This window comes from Paenibacillus sp. AGC31 (assembly GCF_057334655.1).
In genome coordinates this window covers 15,979-35,463 of record NZ_JBHFJH010000030.1, presented here as the reverse complement: position 1 = coordinate 35,463, position 19,485 = coordinate 15,979, and the positions used below count along the sequence as shown (strand labels likewise).

Genomic DNA, 19,485 nt, shown 5'->3' with positions numbered 1-19,485 from the left:
AAATAAAACAGCAAGCTTCCTATGTATGGAAGCTTGCTCTGAATATACATTCAAGCGGACACGCTGTCTGTATCCTGTCCAAGTCCAATTTCCTTTCATCATTATAGATTGATATTCAAATAAGTCAAACGCTTTCATACGGAGCGCATATAAAAAGTGCTACTCCTCAAGATGATGAGGAATAGCACTTTTTATATGCGGATCTTAATTCAGTTGTAATCACTTCTTGTTAATGGAATACTCAAACATCTCAGTCTACTCACGTACCGTTACATTTAATTTGTGTGATCTGGTTTCCCCTGAGGGATTGCGAAGTACCGCTTCATACTCGTAGATTCCAGGTGCCCTTCCAGAGATTGCGGTAACTGCAGACTGTGCACTAGGCGTATTGGATTGAAGCGATTGTGTGTCGATCAATACACCATTTTCGTGAAGTTCATATTCGGTTGCGTTTATTCCCCACCACAGATTCATGGTGACATTATAGTTGCCATCACCGTCCCAGTTGTCATTCGACAGAACCGCTTGCCCTGGGGAAGCATCTGTGACGATGACTGTCAGTGGAACACTCATGGTTGAACCCAGTGCATTGATCAATTCTCCAGTATAGATATAGGTGCCATTTTTCTGTCCAGTAATATCCACTTGAACAGACTGGGCGGATGGGGATTGATCGACCAGAGAAATATCCTTAATCAATTCACCATTCTCATACAGCTTGAACTGATTGCCGTTATTCCCCCACCACAGATTCATCGTGATTGTATAGTCTCCGTCTTTGAGCCCCGTATCGTAACCATTATTATCAGATAACACCGGAGTGCCAGGGGCACCGTTTGCAAGTGGCGTTGTCTGATGGAGCCATTCCTCCCACTTAATCAGAACACTTGCCTGCTCATCCGTAAATACGGTGCCTCTAGCTGCTTGAACGTCATTACCGTAGGATGCAAGCAATTGACGCGCTTTTGCTCCTTCATGATCGTTTGCTGCCTGTTTGGCCTGCTGTAACGTGTTTGTGAGTTGATTAGCTAGAACACCAGCACTAGGATCGATCGATTCATCAGCAAAGGCGTTGGTCAGATTAATCAGGCTGTCGAATGTAGCAATAACGCCAAAACGATATTCTACCGTCTGTTCCCAGCCAGCCAAATCGGAGACCGTTGCCGTAACCTGGTTCAGACCGGGTTCCAATGTATACGCATAAGTGTCGAGAAGCACACCCTCCGGTGCTTCCACACCGGATACCGAATCGGAAGCTGTATATCCAATTTCCACATGCTGATCAATGGTGTACTCGGTTTGACCATGAATTTCAATGGTTGGAGGTACGAGATCAATGGATATGGACAAAGACTGTTCACTCTCTTTGTTACCGTCAACATCGACACTCCAGTAGGTGATGGTATGTGTACCTTCTTCAGTTAGGGTCAACTGTGTGCCACTCACCGTTTCACCACCATTGATTTGATAATAGGTCCCTTCGATTTCGGAATCTTCATCGCTTGCTGTAAAGGTTACTTGTGCCGGAGAAGTATACCAGCCGTTCTGCAATTCTCCTTCCACAGTTGCCGTAGTATGCGGCGCTTCCTGCTCCGGAGTTTCCCCTTCCAACGTAACCAAATCTGATAGCGGAATATTCAATTCCTTCACAAGGCGTGCCACGAGTTCAGATACCTTGATTGCACCGTTCATTTGCAAATGTGTATTGTCCTCGGTTGAGCCTACCCACATGAATATCGATTTGGTTCCTTCTGTGCCAAGCTCCTGGAAATGCTCCCAACTGGCTTGGTTCAGATCAATGATGAGCGTCTCCGTTTCCTGCGCCGTTTCTTTCATCGCCTGTACGTATTCCGGGAAGCTTTTGTTCAGCACTTCTCCGGTAAAGTCACGGCGGTTCACTGGCGTGACCAGAACTGGAATCGCCCCTCTCTGCAGAGCACCGTTAATGTATTCTTTCAGATATACCTTAAACTGCTCTGGTGTAAGATAACGCTCTGGACGGGACGGCGTGGAATCATTATGAGACCACTGCATGAACAGATAATCGCCTTCTTGAATGTCGAGTAAAATATCGTTGAGATATCCACCGACAAGGAAGGTTTTGCTGCTCAAACCTCCAACTGCCCGGTTATCAATACTGACTTCATTCGGATCAAAATATCCACCCAACGTTTCTCCCCAGCCCGCTTGCGGACGATAGTTTTCCGCGTAATTGGCTACAGTGGAATCGCTGGCCAAATAAATAACAGGTTTATCGCTTGCACTGTGATCTGGCAGACGCTCCAGCTTCAACGCATTGATCTTTGGTGCATTTCCGGTGAAGTTGAAGTTAAAGACCCCATCGATCAGGGCAATGTCATACGTGATTTCTTTGAATTCGCCCTTGGCAATGCTTGTAAGCGGCAGCTTTGTCATCTGCTCTGCAACGACATTTGCGCTGGTCAATTCCCCTGCATCCCCGATGGTCATTGTTACCCGGTAATTCGCCGGCTCCATTTCCACCAGGAAAGAGGTACCGTTTACTCGTGTGAAATCCTCTTTGAGAGAGTCTCCGGTTTCCCGGTTCTCATCTTTGGTCAGCGCTGTATCGGCAAAACCGTACCCGTTGCCTTCAATGTAAGCTCTTTTCGCACCTACCTTGATGTATCCATCGGCTGCGCTGCCAGAACCAAAGTCAAATTTGTAATCGCTTATCTCTTCGCTCGGTTCACTTGTTAATGACTCCTTCGCAACAGTTAACATGTTAAACGCATGGTCAACTTGAGCCTGCGTGGCTTCCGTATTGAATATAGCTTCCGCAGCTGCCAAAGCCCGATTCACTACGGCCTTCGATGCATCTGTATAATCCGACAGATTCAGTGCTTTGATCTCATCGTACAGGGCGATTAAGGCTGTCTGATCGCCGCCCTCCGAAGTGAGCTGAGTGCCTTCAATTCGCACGTTGTCGATCTGGGTAGTCCAGTTCAACGTGCCTCCACCACCTTTTCTCGTTCCCAGGAATCGCATGGATCTGACGTTGTCCGCATATGCGCTGGAACTCAGCGAGATATCAGCAATCGTTTGTGTAACTGTCGGATCGGCCAGATTCGTTAATGTCAGATCCAGTGTTTTCTCGGCAAAATTAACGGTTGCATCCACATTGACCCACTGGTTCTTGGTAATATCTGTAGCCGTTCCCCCTTCTGGTATGGCTGTATCCCCTGTGCCATAGTCCGGATTATATGCACCGACAAAATAATGAATTTTGGTGCTTCCGGTTTTGGTATACAGCGTGAACAGGGCATTTTCGTTAGAATCCTGAATCGTGAGATGACCTTCTGATGGATAGGCACTCACATTACCGGATTGCCAGTCAAAGTTCACGTTCACCTGATCGCCGTTTACGGCATCAAACAGACGGAATACTTTGGCCCGATTGCCTGAACCTGACCCCGCGACGGACAGGACCTTATTTCCGGACTGTTCAACAACGGTCCCCGTCATGGTTCCTCCAATACCCGTGGCATTGACCATCGCATACTGGTAACCGGCAGCGTCGCCTTCAAAATCCTCCTCATATAGTTGGATTTCCGGCTCTGGCTCGGGTTCGGAAATATCCGGGTCGATGACCAGCGGCGAAATGTTCAGCTCCATGTCTTTGACCGCACCAGCAACGAGTCCGGCAATTTTCTGTGCACCATAGCTGCTGAAATGCGTATTATCGTTGATCCCATTCGGGTATTTCGGATATTCACCCGGATTAGCATAGAGGAACACTTTCTCCGTAGCTGTATTACCAATTTTGTCGTAGTACGCAATACTCAACTTGCTGAGATCAATCAGCGGCACGTCCTGCTCCTCCGCCACTTCTTTGGCAGCCTGAACGTATGCCGGGAAGCTGACGTTGAATTCTTGAGTCACCGTGTTGAAATCTCTGCGTCCAACCGGAGTGAGCAATACCGGTGTAGCGCCGCGCTGTTTGGCACCGTTTACATAACGAGCTAAGTAGATCTTATAATCCTCAGGGGATGCATACCGGTCCGGTATTCCTGCACTCGCGTCGTTATGACCAAAGGAAATGAAGAAGAAGTCTCCCGGCTTAATTCGCTGCAGGATGGTATCCAGACGACCATCTACCATAAACGATTTGCTGCTTCGACCGCCGATCGCATCGTTCACGACGACTGCCCCATTGGAGAAATAACGTCCGAACTGCTGGCCCCATCCTTCTTGAGGAGCCTGCGCTTCACTGTACGATTGCATGGTTGAATCACCAGCCATATAGATCGTTGTTGCCGCACCAGCCGCTTTCTCTGGATACTTCTCGATGATGACATCTTGAATGTCTATGGCTGTCCCTGTGAAGAGAAGATCGAGCTGTCCATCCACTAATGCAACATCATAGGAATACTCCAGCGGTGCTCCTGCTGTCACATTGGTTACGGCGAGCTTCTGAACGAATTCAGATTTGACTCCAACGTTCGAGTCATTTGCATCATTGCCCAATCGCAGCGTCACCTTATAGTTCGCATTGGGCAGATCAACGGCAAATGTCGTGCCTGCCGCGACCGAAACCTGGTTTGCCCCTACCGTAACACCACTTGTATCCTTGAAGCCGTATCCCGGATCTTGTGTGTAGAGCGTATCCTGTATGTTTGTACTTCCCGACGCAGTCTCTGTACCGAAATTAAAGCGGTAGACCGGCTCCAGCATTTCAGCTTCGCGAGTCAGCGCCAGATCGGCTTTAGGGAATGCTGTAGCTTCCGCTCCAAGATAAAAGCCGGTATGAGGCGGCTGGTTGTAGGATACATTTTGCCAGGCTACGCCAAGTCGATACACAGGGTCCTGCATCAGCGTAGGGATGCGGTAGTCTGAAGGAATGGTCGTTGTGTAGAGACGATACTCCGAACTATCTTCGCTCCGCAGCAGAAGCTCCTCACGCCAGTCGCCCAGAATGTCCGCCTGGAGTGCCGGATTGCCTTTGGTATGGTTGTTCGTTAATGTACCGGTTGCCCGGAAGATTTCATTCAGCTTTTTGTTTTGGTAATCCCACTTGTAGATGAGCGGAATTCCTTTGGCTGTGCTATTATCCCACTCATGGTCCAACAGCTCCCGCTGAAGATCTCCATCCCACCAGATGGCGAAATTGGCGGTTTTGGGCCCTTCGTCCACAGTGTAGATAGCCTCTCCGGCTGCTGAATAGGTATTGGTTACAGGTACACTTTGCCCATTGGTAACGGTCGTGGCCCATGATTCGTAACCCGGATAGTTCGGATCAATGTCCGCCGACATCCCGCGGCCGGTGTCAAAACCTGTTTTCTCACCCCAGAGGATTTCACCTGTTGCCGCATCGCGCATCTCCAGCCCGTATGCCGCATCGGAATGCTCGTGCACACTTACGACCTGATAGCCCTCCCGGTTCGGATCGAGCTGGCCGGCGTGCATGGCGTCACCGTGCCCGAGTCCGGTGCTGTACATCAAGCTGCCGTCATCGTCAATGGCCAAGGCGCCAAACATAATTTCGTCCTTGCCGTCCTTGTCAACATCCAGCACACTTAGATTGTGGTTGCCCTGTGATTGATATTGTGATCCTGCTTCATTCGTGTCGAACGTCCAGCGCTTGACGAGTTCCCCGCCAACATAATCATAAGCAACAAGCACTGTGCGGGTATAATAACCCCGGCTCATCACGACACTTGGCTTCGTACCGTCCAGATAAGCGATGCCGCCAAGGAAACGGTCTACACGGTTGCCATAGCCGTCACCCCAATCACTGACGTTGCCTCTTGGCGGATCATAATTCACGGTGGATAGAGCCGCGCCAGTCTCACCGTTAAACAGCGTGAGATATTCTGGACCTGAAAGTATGTATCCGCCGTCGTTGCGATAATCCTTCGTGCCGTCACCAATGACCGTGCCTTGGCCGTCCTTTGTGCCGTCCGCCGTCTTGACAACAACCTCAGCCTTTCCATTGCCATCGAGGTCATACACCATTAACTGCGTATAATGCGCTCCGGCGCGGATGTTGACTCCCAGGTCAATCCTCCATAGCTTTGTGCCATCCAGCTTGATGGCATCAATATAGACATTCCCCGTATAACCGGCCTGCGAATTGTCCTTGGAATTGCTTGGACTCCACAGGAAGACAATTTCATACTCGCCATCCCCGTCCAAGTCAGCTACGGAAGCATCTCCTGCATAATAGGAGTACGTTCCGCCATCCTTAGTCCGACCATCGGCCGGTTTATCGAGCGGAATAGGCAGATAATCGTTATGCCAGACCGATACAACCTCTGGTTGCATTTGCTCTTTGCCTGCAATAACGGTGGAGATCTGATATTGCGAGCTGTCGAAACCAGTGGTGTCCACGTAGTTTGTCACATCGCTTATGGGTGATGTGTTCACTTTGGTTCCATTTTTATATATATTGAAAGCGATATCATCTGGATCGTTGTTTAAATACCTCCAGCTTATAAAAACGCCGTTGTCTACAAGAACCGCAACCAACCCCCGGTTAAGATACTCTCCTTGGCGACCCGGCAGGCTGCTTGATGACTCTGCACGTATCGGCGCCGGAGGAACAGCCAGTGAAATAACCATAAGGAGTGCTAAAAAAGAGACAAACATCGATTTCTGGATGGAAACAGTTCTTCGGATCATTCGATTAACTCCCCCTTATCTAAAAATTCATTTTTAGAATCATCAGTTCGACCCTGCCCAGATTGTTGTCATTTGAACGCAATTTATAGCCACCTCCTTTATATGTTACCGCTTACATTTATCTTACAGGTCTAAAAAAAGACAGACAATCTAAAAAATGTGACGTATTATATAAGATAATTGACTTTTTTAGGAAGGAGATGAAACGATGGTTCATACGGTTTCTTATGCTTTTCGTAATGACGATACATCAATCATGACACTGGACTCTATTGGATGGCAGATCGTTTCTAGCGAGGAATATCGTTGTCCAAGTGATGGTAGACCGGACCCGGGGCACGTCGTTTTTCAATACACGCTTAATGGCCAGGGTTATCTGGATATTGACAATCAAACGCTCCCTTTACCGAAGGGACATGCCCTACTTGTCAAAATTGCAGGAGAACATTGCTATTACTATAAACAAGAGAACAACGAACCATGGGAATTTATATGGATCAACATTCGTGGGGATGAAGCTAACCGAATCTGGGATATGATGCATGATAATGAGGGACATGTCATTCGACGAAACGCGGACTCTCCCTTGATTCAAGAGTTATGGCAAATTATCCATTTGATTCATCAAGAGAAAGTTACGGACAAGTATCGCTTGTCCATGCAAGTCTATCGGTGGTTGCTTATCCTGGTACAGACGAGTCGGGATGCGGAGAAGGATATCGGTGCCCTATCCATAACAACGATTGAGAAATGCAAAAAGTTCATCCGAGAGAATTATGCATCTCCATTAACGTTGGATCTTCTAGCCAGCCATTGCGATATCAATAAACACTACTTGTGCAGATTGTTTCAGAAATCCGAGAAAACATCACCGCTAGCCTATCTTAAAGACAGACGCATTGAGGTTGCAATCCGACTACTCCGCACAACGGAACTTCCGATTTCTCAAATTGGTCAACAATGCGGGTTTGAGAGTCCCAGCTATTTCGGCAAAGTCTTCCGTCAATATATGTCCATGTCGCCCAAAGAATATCGCTTGAATAAGTTAGAGTTTCCTTATGAGGCCATCTATTATGAGTAGCTAAACTCGCTGTTTGCCAGTTGTCCTTGGCTTGGGAACAGCTCTTATACCAATACAATAAAAAAAGCCGCTGAAATAGCGACTTTTAATGGAACTATGTTCATTGTGTGCTTCGATAATTGCTGCACTTATTGAGCGGTGTATCCTCCATCTATGATCAGGCTATTTCCTGTCATATATGAAGAATCGTCACTAGCTAGGAACAGAACGGCTTTCGCCATCTCTTCTGCTTGACCCAGACGTTTCATTGGTGTTGCCGCAGAAAGTGCTTGTTTGCTCTCTTCCGGGATAATCGGTGTATCGATGAAGCCAGGGCAAAGGGAGTTCACCCGAATATTCTGCTCAGCATACTCCAGCGCGAGCGAACGAGTCAGGTTTACAACGCCGCCTTTAGCTGCATTGTAGGCAGCTGAACCTGGTGAACCAACCCATCCGTACATGGACGCCGTGTTGACGATTGTACCTCCACCAATTTTGAGCATTTCGCGGATCGATTCACGTGCAACCAAGAATACGCCGTCCAGATCAACATTGACTGTATTGCGCCATTCGGCATAATCAAGCTCATGCGTCGGATGAACACGCCCGATTCCCGCATTGTTGAATACGATATCCACTTGACCAAATGTTTCTACGGTTTGTTTGAAAATCTCAGAAACCTCTTCTTCACTTGTTATGTTTGCTTTAATAAAGAGAGCCTCTGCTTTAAGCGCTTTCAGTTCCTGCTCAAACGCCTTGCCTTTTTCTTCATTTAGATCCACCAAGACCACTTTAGCTCCTTCGGAAACGAATAAGCGAGCTGTCGCTGCACCAATTCCGGATGCTCCTCCTGTGATGACTGCAACTTTATCTTGAAGTTTGCCCATGAATAAATCCCCCAGTATAATATTTTGAATAGCGCCTATATAAATAGTGCTATATGATGTTTACAAAACTAATTCTATGCTTAAAATTGTAACAATCCAATCATTAAGATGTGACCAAGTGTCTACCTCGTAGACACTTTATAAAACTATGTCTATATTTATAGGAGTTTTTTTGAATGAATAATGAACTTACTGTGACATCTCAACATCGTAATCGAACCAAGGAGCACCTAAAAGCTGCTCTGATTCAGCTCATTAAGAAAAAAGGATTCCATGGTGTTTCTGTCAAAGACATCGTTGATCAGGCGGGTTATAATCGCAGCACGTTTTATTTACACTACCAGGATAAATATATTCTCGCCGAAGAGTTGTTGACTATGACACTCGAAGGATTGAGGGGCGCAGTAGGCAAACCCTATTGGCACGGTCAAAAGGTCTCAACCAACAAGCTGGATGCCGAATCTTTTCAAATCGTGGATTATATCTACGAGCACCGTGACTTCTTCGAACTGATTCAATACGATGATACGTTACCCGGTCTACATACAGGCTTTCCACAAACCATACTCAAAATCTATCAGGAGCAATTTGTCTTTGAGACGATCAACAACTCCCCAGTGAACATGGATTATTTCAAGTACTATACCGCCTACGGTTTTTTTGGACTGTTGAACAATTGGATATTAAGCGGATATCATGAATCACGCGAGGCATTTATCAAAAACGTGATTGAACTCACCAAAACGCATATTCACTCTTTTCATTATGTGGGTGACAGGTTTGAGGCGTGATTTCGAGTAAGTTGATTTGAACATCACGATGAACGAGATGTCTGCTTGAGATAACAGGCCTGTTGCGGTGGAGCAGATGCTCCTGATCACTCAGGGACATGCCCAGAATCTCTTCGATTTTATGAATACGCTGATACAAAGTATTGATATGAATATGAAGTGCTGCCGCAGCTTGGACCGCATAACCTCCACACGCCATATACGTCATCAGTGTTTCTTCTATCCCACCGGTCTGCCCTTTGGCAGGCCGAAGTGAATACTTCTGCCATAAACGCATTCAAATCCTCAGCCGTTTGCCGGATAAACAACCAGTTAACACCGATATCCGTATATCGGATCGTCCCCTGTTCTCTTCTTGTCTTCTGGTATGCAAGCGCCTTGTCCGCTTCCTGGTATCCCGTCCACTCCGCAAATTCCAGCAGTCCCACCACGATGGAGGTTGAAGGAACGATTCCGATCTCCCCAGACTTCTGCCAATAATCCTCTGTAAAATCCACAAAGGTCATGGATACTCTTGCCTTGACCATTAACGCTTCGATCGCAGGGTCATACCTCCACAACCCACCTAAGCACTCATAAGGGATAACCGTATGCAGCCGTCATCCCTTCGGATGAGGTAGTGCAGGTCATGATGGAGGTTGGATCAGCCATGTCTGAATCTCTTCGCGAAACAGCAGCCGGCGGCCTCGCCCAGACACCAACAGGACGCAAAATCACAAGGAATTTACAGCATAAATAAAAACGGGCATGTCATTTATACGAGAGGAATCCAACCTCAAGATAAAAGCATGCCTAATAATAAAAGTTACCATGACACCAGCTGGACAATGTTTTTTAGCGGCCAAATAATTAATATTTCAGGGTTACAGAGTGCCTTTCAGTACCTGTTTTATTAATTAAAGCAACTTCAAAATCAGATACCCATGTAAGTTCACCTAGATGTTCAGCATAGGCAAATTCATCTGGTTGTTCTGATATGACCTTCTCTACAAGTACTTCCGTACCATCACGTTGTAAAATAGATAGGAATATATCCATGCTATCTACATTATGATGACATATGACTCTAGCATTGTACTTTTTATTAGGGCTCTTCACATCCTTTTTCCAAGTCCATTCATTTACATAATCTAACTCCTCGATTTGCAAAGCTATCTCCCTAAATGGATCAATCTCCCAATTATTACGTAGAGCAAGTTTCTCTATGCCTTCCATTAGCAGTCGAAGCGTAGTCTTTTTTTTCTCCAGTTCATTTTTTGCACTAAAATCATTCAAACTAAATTGGATCGGTACCGAACACACACCAGAATCGTTAACAATCCGTTCATCCGTAATGTTTTCTACACATTCTATTAGGACTTTCCAACAATCTTTCGTTTTGTATTTCCCCAACAGACGTTCATACATCGCTGTAATACAGCGAGTTTCCAAGCTAAAAGAGCGTCTTTTCCATTTCCAATTCAACGCATAATCTAATTTTGTAGCTTCGTTGCGATCGCAATTTTGCTCTTTCATTATAGATTCAATATTTTCATCATCTACAATATACGGTAAATCTAAATTGAATTCTTTTAGATACATCATCTGATCCTCTCCATGGTTTATAAATAAAAAAACTAAAAGGCATTTAGCCAATCAAGGCCTCATCCTCAGTCAGTTCATCATTAATTTCTATCCAAATTCGAAGCCCAATTTTTGAAGCAATTAAGCATCTCTTCTAAATTTTTTGCTCCCCCTGCACTGTGAAACACTCCATCTCTCACGATACAGTAGAACCAATCTTGTTCATTTCTCTCTTCTTCAATCGAATCAAATGGCACATCTTCTAAATATGTATCCGACAAATCGATTTCGACAGACCAACCAGGATTATCCACCGTATCAATTCGCACACCGTATGAATGCTCCCAATCGCCGTCACAATTTTCATAATACCAGCTTTGAATCCATTTTAGGCTATCCATCGTCGTGACCTCTTTTTTTGTTTTTTCGACTCTAGGAACTTATTATTTAAAGGAATCCTCAAGCGATGTTTCATACTTTTCTCGTATGAATTACCTTTTAGTAATAATTTGCTTTTTTTATGTAGGGTATACTTAAAAGCAAGGGGAAAACTTTATTTCAAATCAAGGAGGTTATTATGAAAAAAATAATATTGTTTATCTTCATTAGTATGACTATACTTGCGGGCTGTTCTAACAAGGATGAGAAAGAGAATTATCCAGTTTTCGAGGGCACTGTAGTATTTAAAACAGATGAAAATGACAAGTATAAATTTCTTGTACTACAAAATATAAGTAAGGAAGATCTGGAGAATGGAAATCTTGAGGATTTTATAAAACTAGCACAAGACCAGGAAGGTTCGTATTATTCGGTCAATAGAGAAACATATGAAACAATTGAGGTAGGGCAAAGAGTAAGAATTACTACTGGCTTTGACCAACTAGAACCCTCGCCACCCATTAGAACGGTTGTGAGTATTGAAAAAATAGGCTGAGATTTTTCTATTGCCAAACGATAAAAAGTCCTTAACGTTTCAAGTGAACGTAAGGACTTTTTATCATTTTGGGTTCAAAAGTTCGGAGTTAAATCTCGCGCGGTTAAATCCGACGGGCCTCTATTTCCATCATTGTCCCAACCATATCAACTGATTTATGGAAGATGTGCCTTTATAAAATTAAAATCCGCTGATGATTTTTAATTTCACATGGATAAATATGTGATTTGGTCCTCTTTGGATTGTCCCCTGCTCCTTCCAAAAAGACCGTCACATGTTTTCCAATATACCAACTGCATGCTTTGTTTCTTTATACATAAAGTAATCAAAATCGGCATGTTTTCGGGTTCCGCCAAGATCCTGCACACAAAGACCGATATAGGTTCCCGTAAACCGGATATACTCCGGAGATTCATCGGACAGATGTGTGATATCAATCCACCCGCCTGCTGTATTCCAGGATGAATCACTATTTAACGCATAATAAAAGCGGGCGTGATCTTGATCTACCACAGTCTTTAAACGGAGCGTGCTCACCGACTCTAGCGGAATATCCTCAAGCAGTTCGTCGTATACCCCGTATTTGGACTGAATAATCCCCAGGCAGAGCCCTCTCTCTTCATGATAAGTTACACGTAAGTAGAGATAGTCCTGGGTATCGTAGTACAAAATCAATCCGGCCATTTGCTGGGGATGGTCCGACGCAAATTCCAGACATGTCTCGGCTTCACACTCCAAGGCCTGAAGTCTCCGTGCGATCATGCTTTGCCTGTGCGTTGAACTCATCGACTCCATGCCGTGCAAGCGCAAGTAACCAGGGCGTTCCGTCAAGCTGAGCCAAGTCGAATCGGGTGGAATGCGAAGTGTATTCCAATCCTGCCGAAGCTCAAATTGATCAAAGTGATCCATTTCAGTAATCGGTTCAAATGGATGTGACGGGATCTTCGGTGCAGACACCTGAACCTCCGGATATCGGTCACCGCTCGCAAGTCTCAGCCAGCCGTCCTCACTCCACGTACACGGCTGAAGTGCGGTCTCACGTCCAAGAATGCAATATTTGTGATGAACGGGTCGTCCGACCAGATGAGCCATGTACCATTCGCCGGTATGCGTTTCGACTAGACTACCGTGGCCTGCCTTTTGCAGTGCTAAATCCGGTCTGCCGTATGAAGTGAGGATCGGATTGGCAGGATCGACCTCATAAGGACCTTGTAACGTACGGGAACGTGCTGAGGTAACCGCATGCTCATAACCGGTTCCACCTTCAGCCGTAATGAGATAATAATAGTCGTTGTGTTTATACAGGTGGGGTGCTTCGGTCAGGCCTAATTCTGTTCCCTTAAATATGTTCATGGCCGGTCCAATCAGCTTATGTTCCTGGACGGAATATTCCTGAAGAACGATGCCTGCAAACCGGTTTTTGCCCTTACGGTGATCCCATATCATATTGACCAGCCATGTGCGTCCATCTTCATCATGAAACAGGGAAGGATCAAAACCACTGCTGTTCAGATACACCGGATCGGACCAAGGGCCCTCGATATCCGTTGCTGTCACAAGGTAATTGTGGGTATCTTTAAAAGCGCCTACCCGGCTTTTGACATCGGTGTATATCAGGTAAAACACACCGTTGTTGTAACTAAGACAGGGTGCCCATACGCCTCCGGAATTAATGTTGCCCTCCATGTTCAACTGCGTTACACGAGTCAGCGGAGAAGCGATGGGCCGCCAATGAACCAGATCCCGGGAATGGTGAATCCGTACACCAGGGAACCATTCAAAGGTGGAAGTGGCGATATAATAATCCTCCGCTGCTCGGCAGATGGACGGATCGGGATGGAAACCGGGAAGGATGGGATTGGTGATCATTTTCTTGATCTTATTCATGGAAGAAACCTCCGGTATGAAAGTAATGATCTGTACAACAACAGATACACAAAAGGTGGATATCAGTACCAGCCCAGCGCTTTTTTGCCGGCTTCCAGGGCGGTTACGATCCGCTCGACATCATATATATTCCCTCTCCAAGTCCCACCGCTGACCGATTGCAATGCAGCCCAGAGCTTTGTATCATCCGGCAAAGCTTCATCAGGCCTCATATCTGGATGAAAGGGCCTTTGTGCCAGGATGAGAGCGCCTTCTTCCGGTGAAAACTCCAGATCGCCTTCTCCGACAAAGTTAACGCTGCCCTCCAGCGTGTTACGATCAACCGTGATGTCAATCAGGTCTCCGTTCCGCAGCTTGCCAATCGGTCCGCCTGCCAGCGCTTCGGGGCCAACATGACCAATACACGCTCCGGTGGAAACACCGGAGAACCGGGCATCCGTAATCAGTGACACGTATTTGCCAAAAGGCAAATGTTTAAGCGCAGATGTAAGCTGGTACGTCTCCTCCATTCCAGTTCCCGATGGACCTCGCCCGAGAAGCACAACAACGTCGCCAGCCAGAATACCTCCGGTCTTAATCGCATGGATCGCCTCACGTTCAGTGGTAAACACCTTTGCTCTGCCACGATGACGGTATACGCCATGCTCATCCAGCACAGCAGGATCAATAGAGGTGGATTTGATGACAGAACCTTCTGGAGCGATATTCCCGGTTGGAAATGTTACGGTCGATGAGATTCCAAGCCGCTGAGCGTGTTCTACACTCATGATGACACTGTCCGGATCGATACCGTCCTGCTCTTTTAACTGCGTCCGCATGAGATGACGGCGTTCCGACGATTCCCACCAGTCCAGTACCTGACCCAATGAAGTACCTGTAACCGTTGGTACAGACTCATCCAACAGACCAAGCTGTCTGAGGTGTAGCATGACCTCCGGTACACCTCCGGCCTGAAAGACACGTATGGTCGGATAAAAGATCGGTCCGTTTGGTAGGGCGCTAACCAGCCTTGGAACATTTTTGTTGACCTGTATCCAGTCGTGTACCGTGGGTACGGTTAAACCGGCGGCATGGGCAATCGCCGGTATGTGAAGAAGCAGATTGGTCGATCCGCCAAACGCGGCATGAACGGTCATCGCATTGCGAATGGATGCATCGGTGACAATGTCTGCCATCCTCATCCCCTGTGACTCCATATGGATGAGTGCACGTGACGATTGGCGCGCCATTTCAAACCAGATGGGCTGCCCGGAAGGCGCAAGCGCGGCATGAGGCACTGTCATACCCAGTGCCTCTGCTACAACCTGGGCCGTAGCCGCGGTACCTAGAAACTGACAGCCTCCTCCCGGTGTAGCACAAGCTCGACATCCTAAATCGGACGCCATTTCCAGAGAAATTTCCCCGTTGACGTACCGTGCACCGATGGTCTGAATTTTACCGGCGTCCTCTCCATCGGTAGGCGGAAGTGTGACGCCACCGGGAACGATTACACCAGGCAATTGAGGCATTCCAGCAAGTGCGAGCATCATCGCTGGAAGACCTTTGTCACAAGTGGCGACACCAAGCACGCCTTTACGAGTTGGCAGCGAGCGAATCAGTCTGCGAAATACCATAGCGGCATCGTTCCGGTACGGAAGCGAGTCAAACATGCCGGTCGTCCCCTGTGATCTGCCGTCACACGGATCGCTGACATATCCGGCAAACGGGATTCCTCCCCGGCTTGACAGTTCTTCTGCGGCAGCCTTCATCAGCAGGCCGACCTCCCAGTGGCCGGTATGGTAACCGAGTGCTGCCGGGCTGCCGTCTTCATTGCGTATGCCACCTTGTGTACTCAAGATCAGAAATTGTTTTCCGTTCAATTCCCCGGGCTTCCAACCCATTCCAACATTCTGGGACATGCCAAACAAGTCGCCGCTTGGAGCATTCCGCAGCAAATCATCCGTTAAAGGCAGACGTCCGGCAGCCCCAGGAGCATGTGCTATGATATCGAAGCAGTTGGAAGCGGTCTCTCCCATAATCGACGTAATCTGTTCGTACATGATAGCCTCCCACAGTTTATGACTTCACAAAGACCGTTTTGATGGCCGTGAAAAACTCGATAGCCGCTTGTCCCTGTTCTCTGGAGTGTGAACTTGACATCTTCATTCCGCCAAACGGAGCCTGCAGCTCTACGCCAGCCGTTTCTGCATTAATTCTGACGAGTCCTGCATCCATGTCCCGGATGAAAGACAACATGGCTCCGACGTTCTGTGTATAGATGGAAGCACTCAAGCCATAATCGCTATCATTAGCCGCTTCGATCGCTTCCTCCAGGGAATCTACCGCAATCAAGGCCAGAACCGGGCCAAAGATTTCTTCCCGGGCGATGGACATATGGGATTCGACCCCTTCAAATACGGTAGGCTGCACATAGAATCCCTCTTCCAGTCCCGGACCGTCCCCTCTTTTTCCGCCAGCGAGCAGAACAGCACCTTCATCCTGGCCTTTTTGAATGTAACTCAGCACGGTATTGAGCTGTCCTTCGCTTGCACATGGACCCATCCAGCTTCCAGAAGACATGCCGTCACCCAGTCGAATTTCCTGGATTTGCGAGAGCAGCTTTTCTTTGAAGGCATCGTATACTTTTCGTTCAATAATGACCTTGCTGGTGGCCGTACATTTTTGTCCGGTCGATTTCAACCCTCCGCTGATTGTGGCTTCCACAGCCAAATCCAGGTCAGCGTCAGCCGCGATAATAATCGGGTTTTTCCCACCCATTTCAAGTTGATACTTGGCTCCACGTGCCAGTGCTGCGCCGCCGACCCGTTTGCCCACTTCATTGGAACCTGTGAACGTTATTCCGCCCACATCCGGATGCTCAGCAAGTGCAGATCCGATCACTGAGCCTCTGCCACATACCAGATTAAGAACACCTGCCGGAATGCCCGCCTCTTCAAAACACTCCATTAATTTAGCTGCAGTGACCGCAGTTTCCTGAGCAGGCTTCAACACAACCGTATTGCCGTAAATTAAGGCCGGAGCCGTTTTCCAAATCGGAATGGCAACCGGGAAATTCCAAGGAGCAATAACCCCTACAACGCCAAGGGGTACGCGGGTCGTAAACATCAGCGCTTCGCTGTCCGTTGATGGAATGACATCACCGGTTTTTCGCATGCCTTCTCCAGCGTAATACCTTAAGATCGCGACACCGCGCAGTGTCTCTCCTTTGGCTTCGGGGAGTGTTTTGCCCATTTCCCTGGTCATCGCCTCTGCAACTTCATCGGCCCGGCGTTCCAGCACATTGGCTGCCTGAAATAGATAGTTTCCGCGTTCCGCGCCCGATAACCTCCGCCAATCTTTTGCTGCTTCCTTCGCGGCTGCAACAGCCCGGTTCAGATCCTCTACGCCTGAGGTGGGTACGTAGCCAACTACCTCCTTCCGATTCGCCGGGTTGATGCTCGGTTCGGTTTCACCGGATGTCGCCTTCACCCATTCTCCGTTAATGTAATTGCTGTATGTCTGCTCTACCTGAAATGTGGTCATCGCATTCATCCTCCTTGTACATTAGTTTGAAATGACTGGATTAATAAGTGTCCCGATATCGCTAATGGATATTTCAATGCGGTCCCCGGGTGCAAGTGTAAAATCATTGGGTGGCACGATGCTTGTGCCTGTCAATAACACCGTACCGTCAAACAAATCGTTATCTCTGGCCAGAAAGGAGACCAGTTCATCGAGTTTTCGGTTTAACTCACTTGTGCTTGCCTCGCTTTTGACAACTATTTCACCTTCGCGATATATTTCGCAGACGATGCTGAACGCATACGGATTCTGCACCGTTTCCGCCAGACGAATGGATGGACCTATCGAGCAGGAATTGCGCCACATTTTTGCTTGCGGCAGATACAGCGGGTTTTCCCCTTCAATATCGCGGCAGCTCATGTCATTGCCAACGATGTATCCCACAATGCTGCCATCTGCGGCAAGCACCAACCCCAGCTCAGGCTCCGGGATCTGCCAATTGGAATCGCTGCGAAGTGTGACAGCCTCATTGGGCCCGACGGTGCGGGCTGCTGTAGATTTAAAAAAGATCTCCGGTCTTTCGGCATCATAAACTTTATCGTAAAAGGTTTTTGCATCCAGCTTGCCTTCGGTTGCTTCATAATTTCGCGCTTCGCGGCTGCGTTGATAAGTTACACCCGCCGCCCATACTTCCGGAGCTTCCAATGGAGTGATTAGATGCAGGGAAGTCCAATCGTCAGTTAACTTGTTTGACGGTTTAAAAGCGCTTTCAACAAGTTGAACTGGAGAAATCCCCTGCTTTCTTGCTTGATGGATCAAAGTCATAAAATCTGCTTGTGGCAAACGATACGCTTGTTCATCATCCGTAACGGCTGCCAGCCACTTCTGTTGTCCGTCCAGAAATCGAATAATTCTCATTCAAGCTTGCCTCCATTTTTCCCCATCGGGTTGATAATACTACCATAGCACCGGCTATGGTTCATGACGATGTTCTAATCACTCCGACGATTTACCCTTTTCACGCATTTTTTTTCTGTTAAGATGAGGTTATATCCGTTGAACTGAAAATAATTTACGAGGACACTCCGATGACAGGATGTTGGAATATAGAATCGTACAAGGGGGTTGGTTTGCTGTGACCAAGCTTTCGGATGCTGTGTATTTAGGGCGTCTGCCCGATGTTCGCATGTCTTTTCAATTATTGGGGCTGCATGCAAGAAAAGTAGATTCCAGCTGGACTTATCCGTCCCATGAACATTCAATGTATGAAGTGCACTGGATGATGGACGGGCAGATGAACATGGTGGTCAACGGGCAGTCTTATCGTCAGTCGGTTGGCGACCTTCTGTTCATCCGGCCGGGTATGACTCACTCTTGCACCGGAGCCGGACCGGAGGGGTTTACTTATTTTTCCGTGCATTTCAGCATACACGATACATCCTTTTGCAGAGAACTTAACCGTTGCAAAGACATCTATTATCCGGCAAATTCGAATTTGGCTCTGGGGCTCTCCTCTTCCCTGTCTACCTTGTATGGTCTGGCTACAGAGCATCTGTCTAACTCGTTATCTTCCTCCAAACAAATGAAGGTACATGCCGCCGTGTTTGAACTGCTTGGTTCCCTGGTCGGCCAGTTATCTCAGCAAGCTTCCGTTACGTTGTCGAGAAAAGAAACCATTGCCCATCAGATTGCCGAGCACATTGAGGATTCGGTAAGATATATCCATCTTCACGGGGAAATTCAGGAGAGTGAGCGAACCTGGATTCAGGACATTGCCAAATCGCTGAGCATTAGCCCGTCACAGGTTAATCGTATTTTTCGGCAGGTATATGGCATCGCTCCACGCAAGTTTCTATCCGAAACCCTTCTGAACGAAGCGCAACGGCTTTTAAAACAAACCGACCTGAACATAGACCATATTGCGATGATGCTTGGGTATAAGACCAATGCGCATTTCAGCCGCCAGTTCAAGCGGTGGACAGGCATCGCGCCAAGTGAATTTCGCAGCCATTCCCAGCAGACTACGGCAGCCGATCGTCCTGATGGTTCATACCGCTGAGCTTTTCTTTCTATAAAAGGTAATAATGTTGGGCTGGTCCATGGCGTCTAGCATATTACCGTCAAGATTTACCGCGGCGACGTAGTTGTAAAAGATTTTTGAATTTCGAAACAAAATAGCCGCCAGGTTGGCGGCTATTTCTGCGACTATTATGTTATTACTTG

At 47.3% G+C, this 19,485-nt stretch carries 14 protein-coding genes and 1 pseudogene; 5 read left to right on the top strand and 10 right to left on the bottom strand.

All coding sequences use genetic code 11. The features are described 5' to 3' along the window. Positions 1-255 precede the first annotated feature (255 nt). Complete coding sequence (locus ACE04G_RS17405; protein ID WP_449004731.1) at positions 256-6,639, bottom strand: rhamnogalacturonan lyase family protein; 6,384 nt, start codon at positions 6,637-6,639, stop codon at positions 256-258. A gap of 208 nt (positions 6,640-6,847) precedes the next feature. Here ACE04G_RS17405 and ACE04G_RS17400 point away from each other — a divergent pair, with 208 nt between their 5' ends. Further along, positions 6,848-7,720 carry an AraC family transcriptional regulator gene (locus ACE04G_RS17400; RefSeq protein WP_449004732.1) on the top strand — a complete coding sequence of 291 codons (873 nt, stop codon included), beginning with the start codon at positions 6,848-6,850 and terminating at the stop codon, positions 7,718-7,720. Positions 7,721-7,848: 128 nt separating this feature from the next. On the opposite strand, the gene ACE04G_RS17395 is transcribed toward ACE04G_RS17400, so the two are convergent. Next, a complete protein-coding gene (locus ACE04G_RS17395) occupies positions 7,849-8,586 on the bottom strand; it encodes an SDR family NAD(P)-dependent oxidoreductase (RefSeq protein ID WP_074095227.1) in 738 nt (245 codons plus the stop codon). Between the two features lie 176 nt (positions 8,587-8,762). On the opposite strand from ACE04G_RS17395, the gene ACE04G_RS17390 reads away from it, so the two are divergent. Further along, positions 8,763-9,377, top strand: a complete 615-nt coding sequence (locus ACE04G_RS17390) for a TetR/AcrR family transcriptional regulator (RefSeq protein ID WP_449004733.1) — start codon at positions 8,763-8,765, stop codon at positions 9,375-9,377. Here ACE04G_RS17390 and ACE04G_RS17385 read toward each other — a convergent pair. Together ACE04G_RS17385 and ACE04G_RS17380 are read right to left on the bottom strand one after the other, a co-directional pair. Continuing rightward, positions 9,322-9,576, bottom strand: coding sequence for a helix-turn-helix domain-containing protein (locus tag ACE04G_RS17385; protein ID WP_405132438.1), 255 nt, complete (start codon positions 9,574-9,576; stop codon positions 9,322-9,324). The two genes, ACE04G_RS17390 and ACE04G_RS17385, sit on opposite strands and share 56 nt — an antisense overlap. After that, positions 9,497-9,937: a hypothetical protein gene (locus ACE04G_RS17380; protein WP_405132493.1), complete on the bottom strand. Its 441-nt coding sequence runs from the start codon at positions 9,935-9,937 to the stop codon at positions 9,497-9,499. Before ACE04G_RS17380 ends, ACE04G_RS17385 begins: the two co-directional genes overlap by 80 nt. A 35-nt stretch (positions 9,938-9,972) precedes the next feature. Between ACE04G_RS17380 and ACE04G_RS17375 the strand changes: the two are divergent. Continuing rightward, positions 9,973-10,116, top strand: a pseudogene (locus ACE04G_RS17375) (L-serine ammonia-lyase, iron-sulfur-dependent, subunit alpha); the annotation flags it as partial. A 110-nt stretch (positions 10,117-10,226) separates the two neighbouring features. On the opposite strand, the gene ACE04G_RS17370 reads toward ACE04G_RS17375, so the two are convergent. Together ACE04G_RS17370 and ACE04G_RS17365 are read right to left on the bottom strand one after the other, a co-directional pair. Continuing rightward, a complete protein-coding gene (locus tag ACE04G_RS17370; RefSeq protein ID WP_221821305.1) occupies positions 10,227-10,961 on the bottom strand; it encodes a hypothetical protein in 735 nt (244 codons plus the stop codon). Positions 10,962-11,041: 80 nt separating this feature from the next. Beyond that, positions 11,042-11,341 carry an immunity 53 family protein gene (locus tag ACE04G_RS17365; protein ID WP_221821304.1) on the bottom strand — a complete coding sequence of 100 codons (300 nt, stop codon included), beginning with the start codon at positions 11,339-11,341 and terminating at the stop codon, positions 11,042-11,044. Between the two features lie 176 nt (positions 11,342-11,517). Here ACE04G_RS17365 and ACE04G_RS17360 point away from each other — a divergent pair, with 176 nt between their 5' ends. Then, positions 11,518-11,874: a DUF3221 domain-containing protein gene (locus ACE04G_RS17360; RefSeq protein ID WP_221821303.1), complete on the top strand. Its 357-nt coding sequence runs from the start codon at positions 11,518-11,520 to the stop codon at positions 11,872-11,874. A gap of 270 nt (positions 11,875-12,144) precedes the next feature. Here the strand turns inward: ACE04G_RS17360 and ACE04G_RS17355 are convergent, their stop codons facing one another. The 4 genes from ACE04G_RS17355 to ACE04G_RS17340 form a co-directional block, all read right to left on the bottom strand. Then, positions 12,145-13,761: a glycoside hydrolase family 43 protein gene (locus tag ACE04G_RS17355; protein WP_449004734.1), complete on the bottom strand. Its 1,617-nt coding sequence runs from the start codon at positions 13,759-13,761 to the stop codon at positions 12,145-12,147. A 62-nt stretch (positions 13,762-13,823) separates the two neighbouring features. Beyond that, positions 13,824-15,800 (bottom strand): YjhG/YagF family D-xylonate dehydratase, encoded by a 1,977-nt coding sequence (locus ACE04G_RS17350; protein WP_339303925.1) that lies wholly within the window; start codon positions 15,798-15,800, stop codon positions 13,824-13,826. A gap of 16 nt (positions 15,801-15,816) precedes the next feature. Then, positions 15,817-17,283 (bottom strand): alpha-ketoglutaric semialdehyde dehydrogenase GucD, encoded by a 1,467-nt coding sequence (gucD, locus tag ACE04G_RS17345; protein WP_339303923.1) that lies wholly within the window; start codon positions 17,281-17,283, stop codon positions 15,817-15,819. A 21-nt stretch (positions 17,284-17,304) separates the two neighbouring features. Beyond that, positions 17,305-18,180: a fumarylacetoacetate hydrolase family protein gene (locus ACE04G_RS17340; RefSeq protein WP_339303921.1), complete on the bottom strand. Its 876-nt coding sequence runs from the start codon at positions 18,178-18,180 to the stop codon at positions 17,305-17,307. A 217-nt stretch (positions 18,181-18,397) separates the two neighbouring features. Here ACE04G_RS17340 and ACE04G_RS17335 point away from each other — a divergent pair, with 217 nt between their 5' ends. Then, positions 18,398-19,321: an AraC family transcriptional regulator gene (locus tag ACE04G_RS17335; RefSeq protein WP_339303919.1), complete on the top strand. Its 924-nt coding sequence runs from the start codon at positions 18,398-18,400 to the stop codon at positions 19,319-19,321. Positions 19,322-19,485 lie beyond the last annotated feature (164 nt).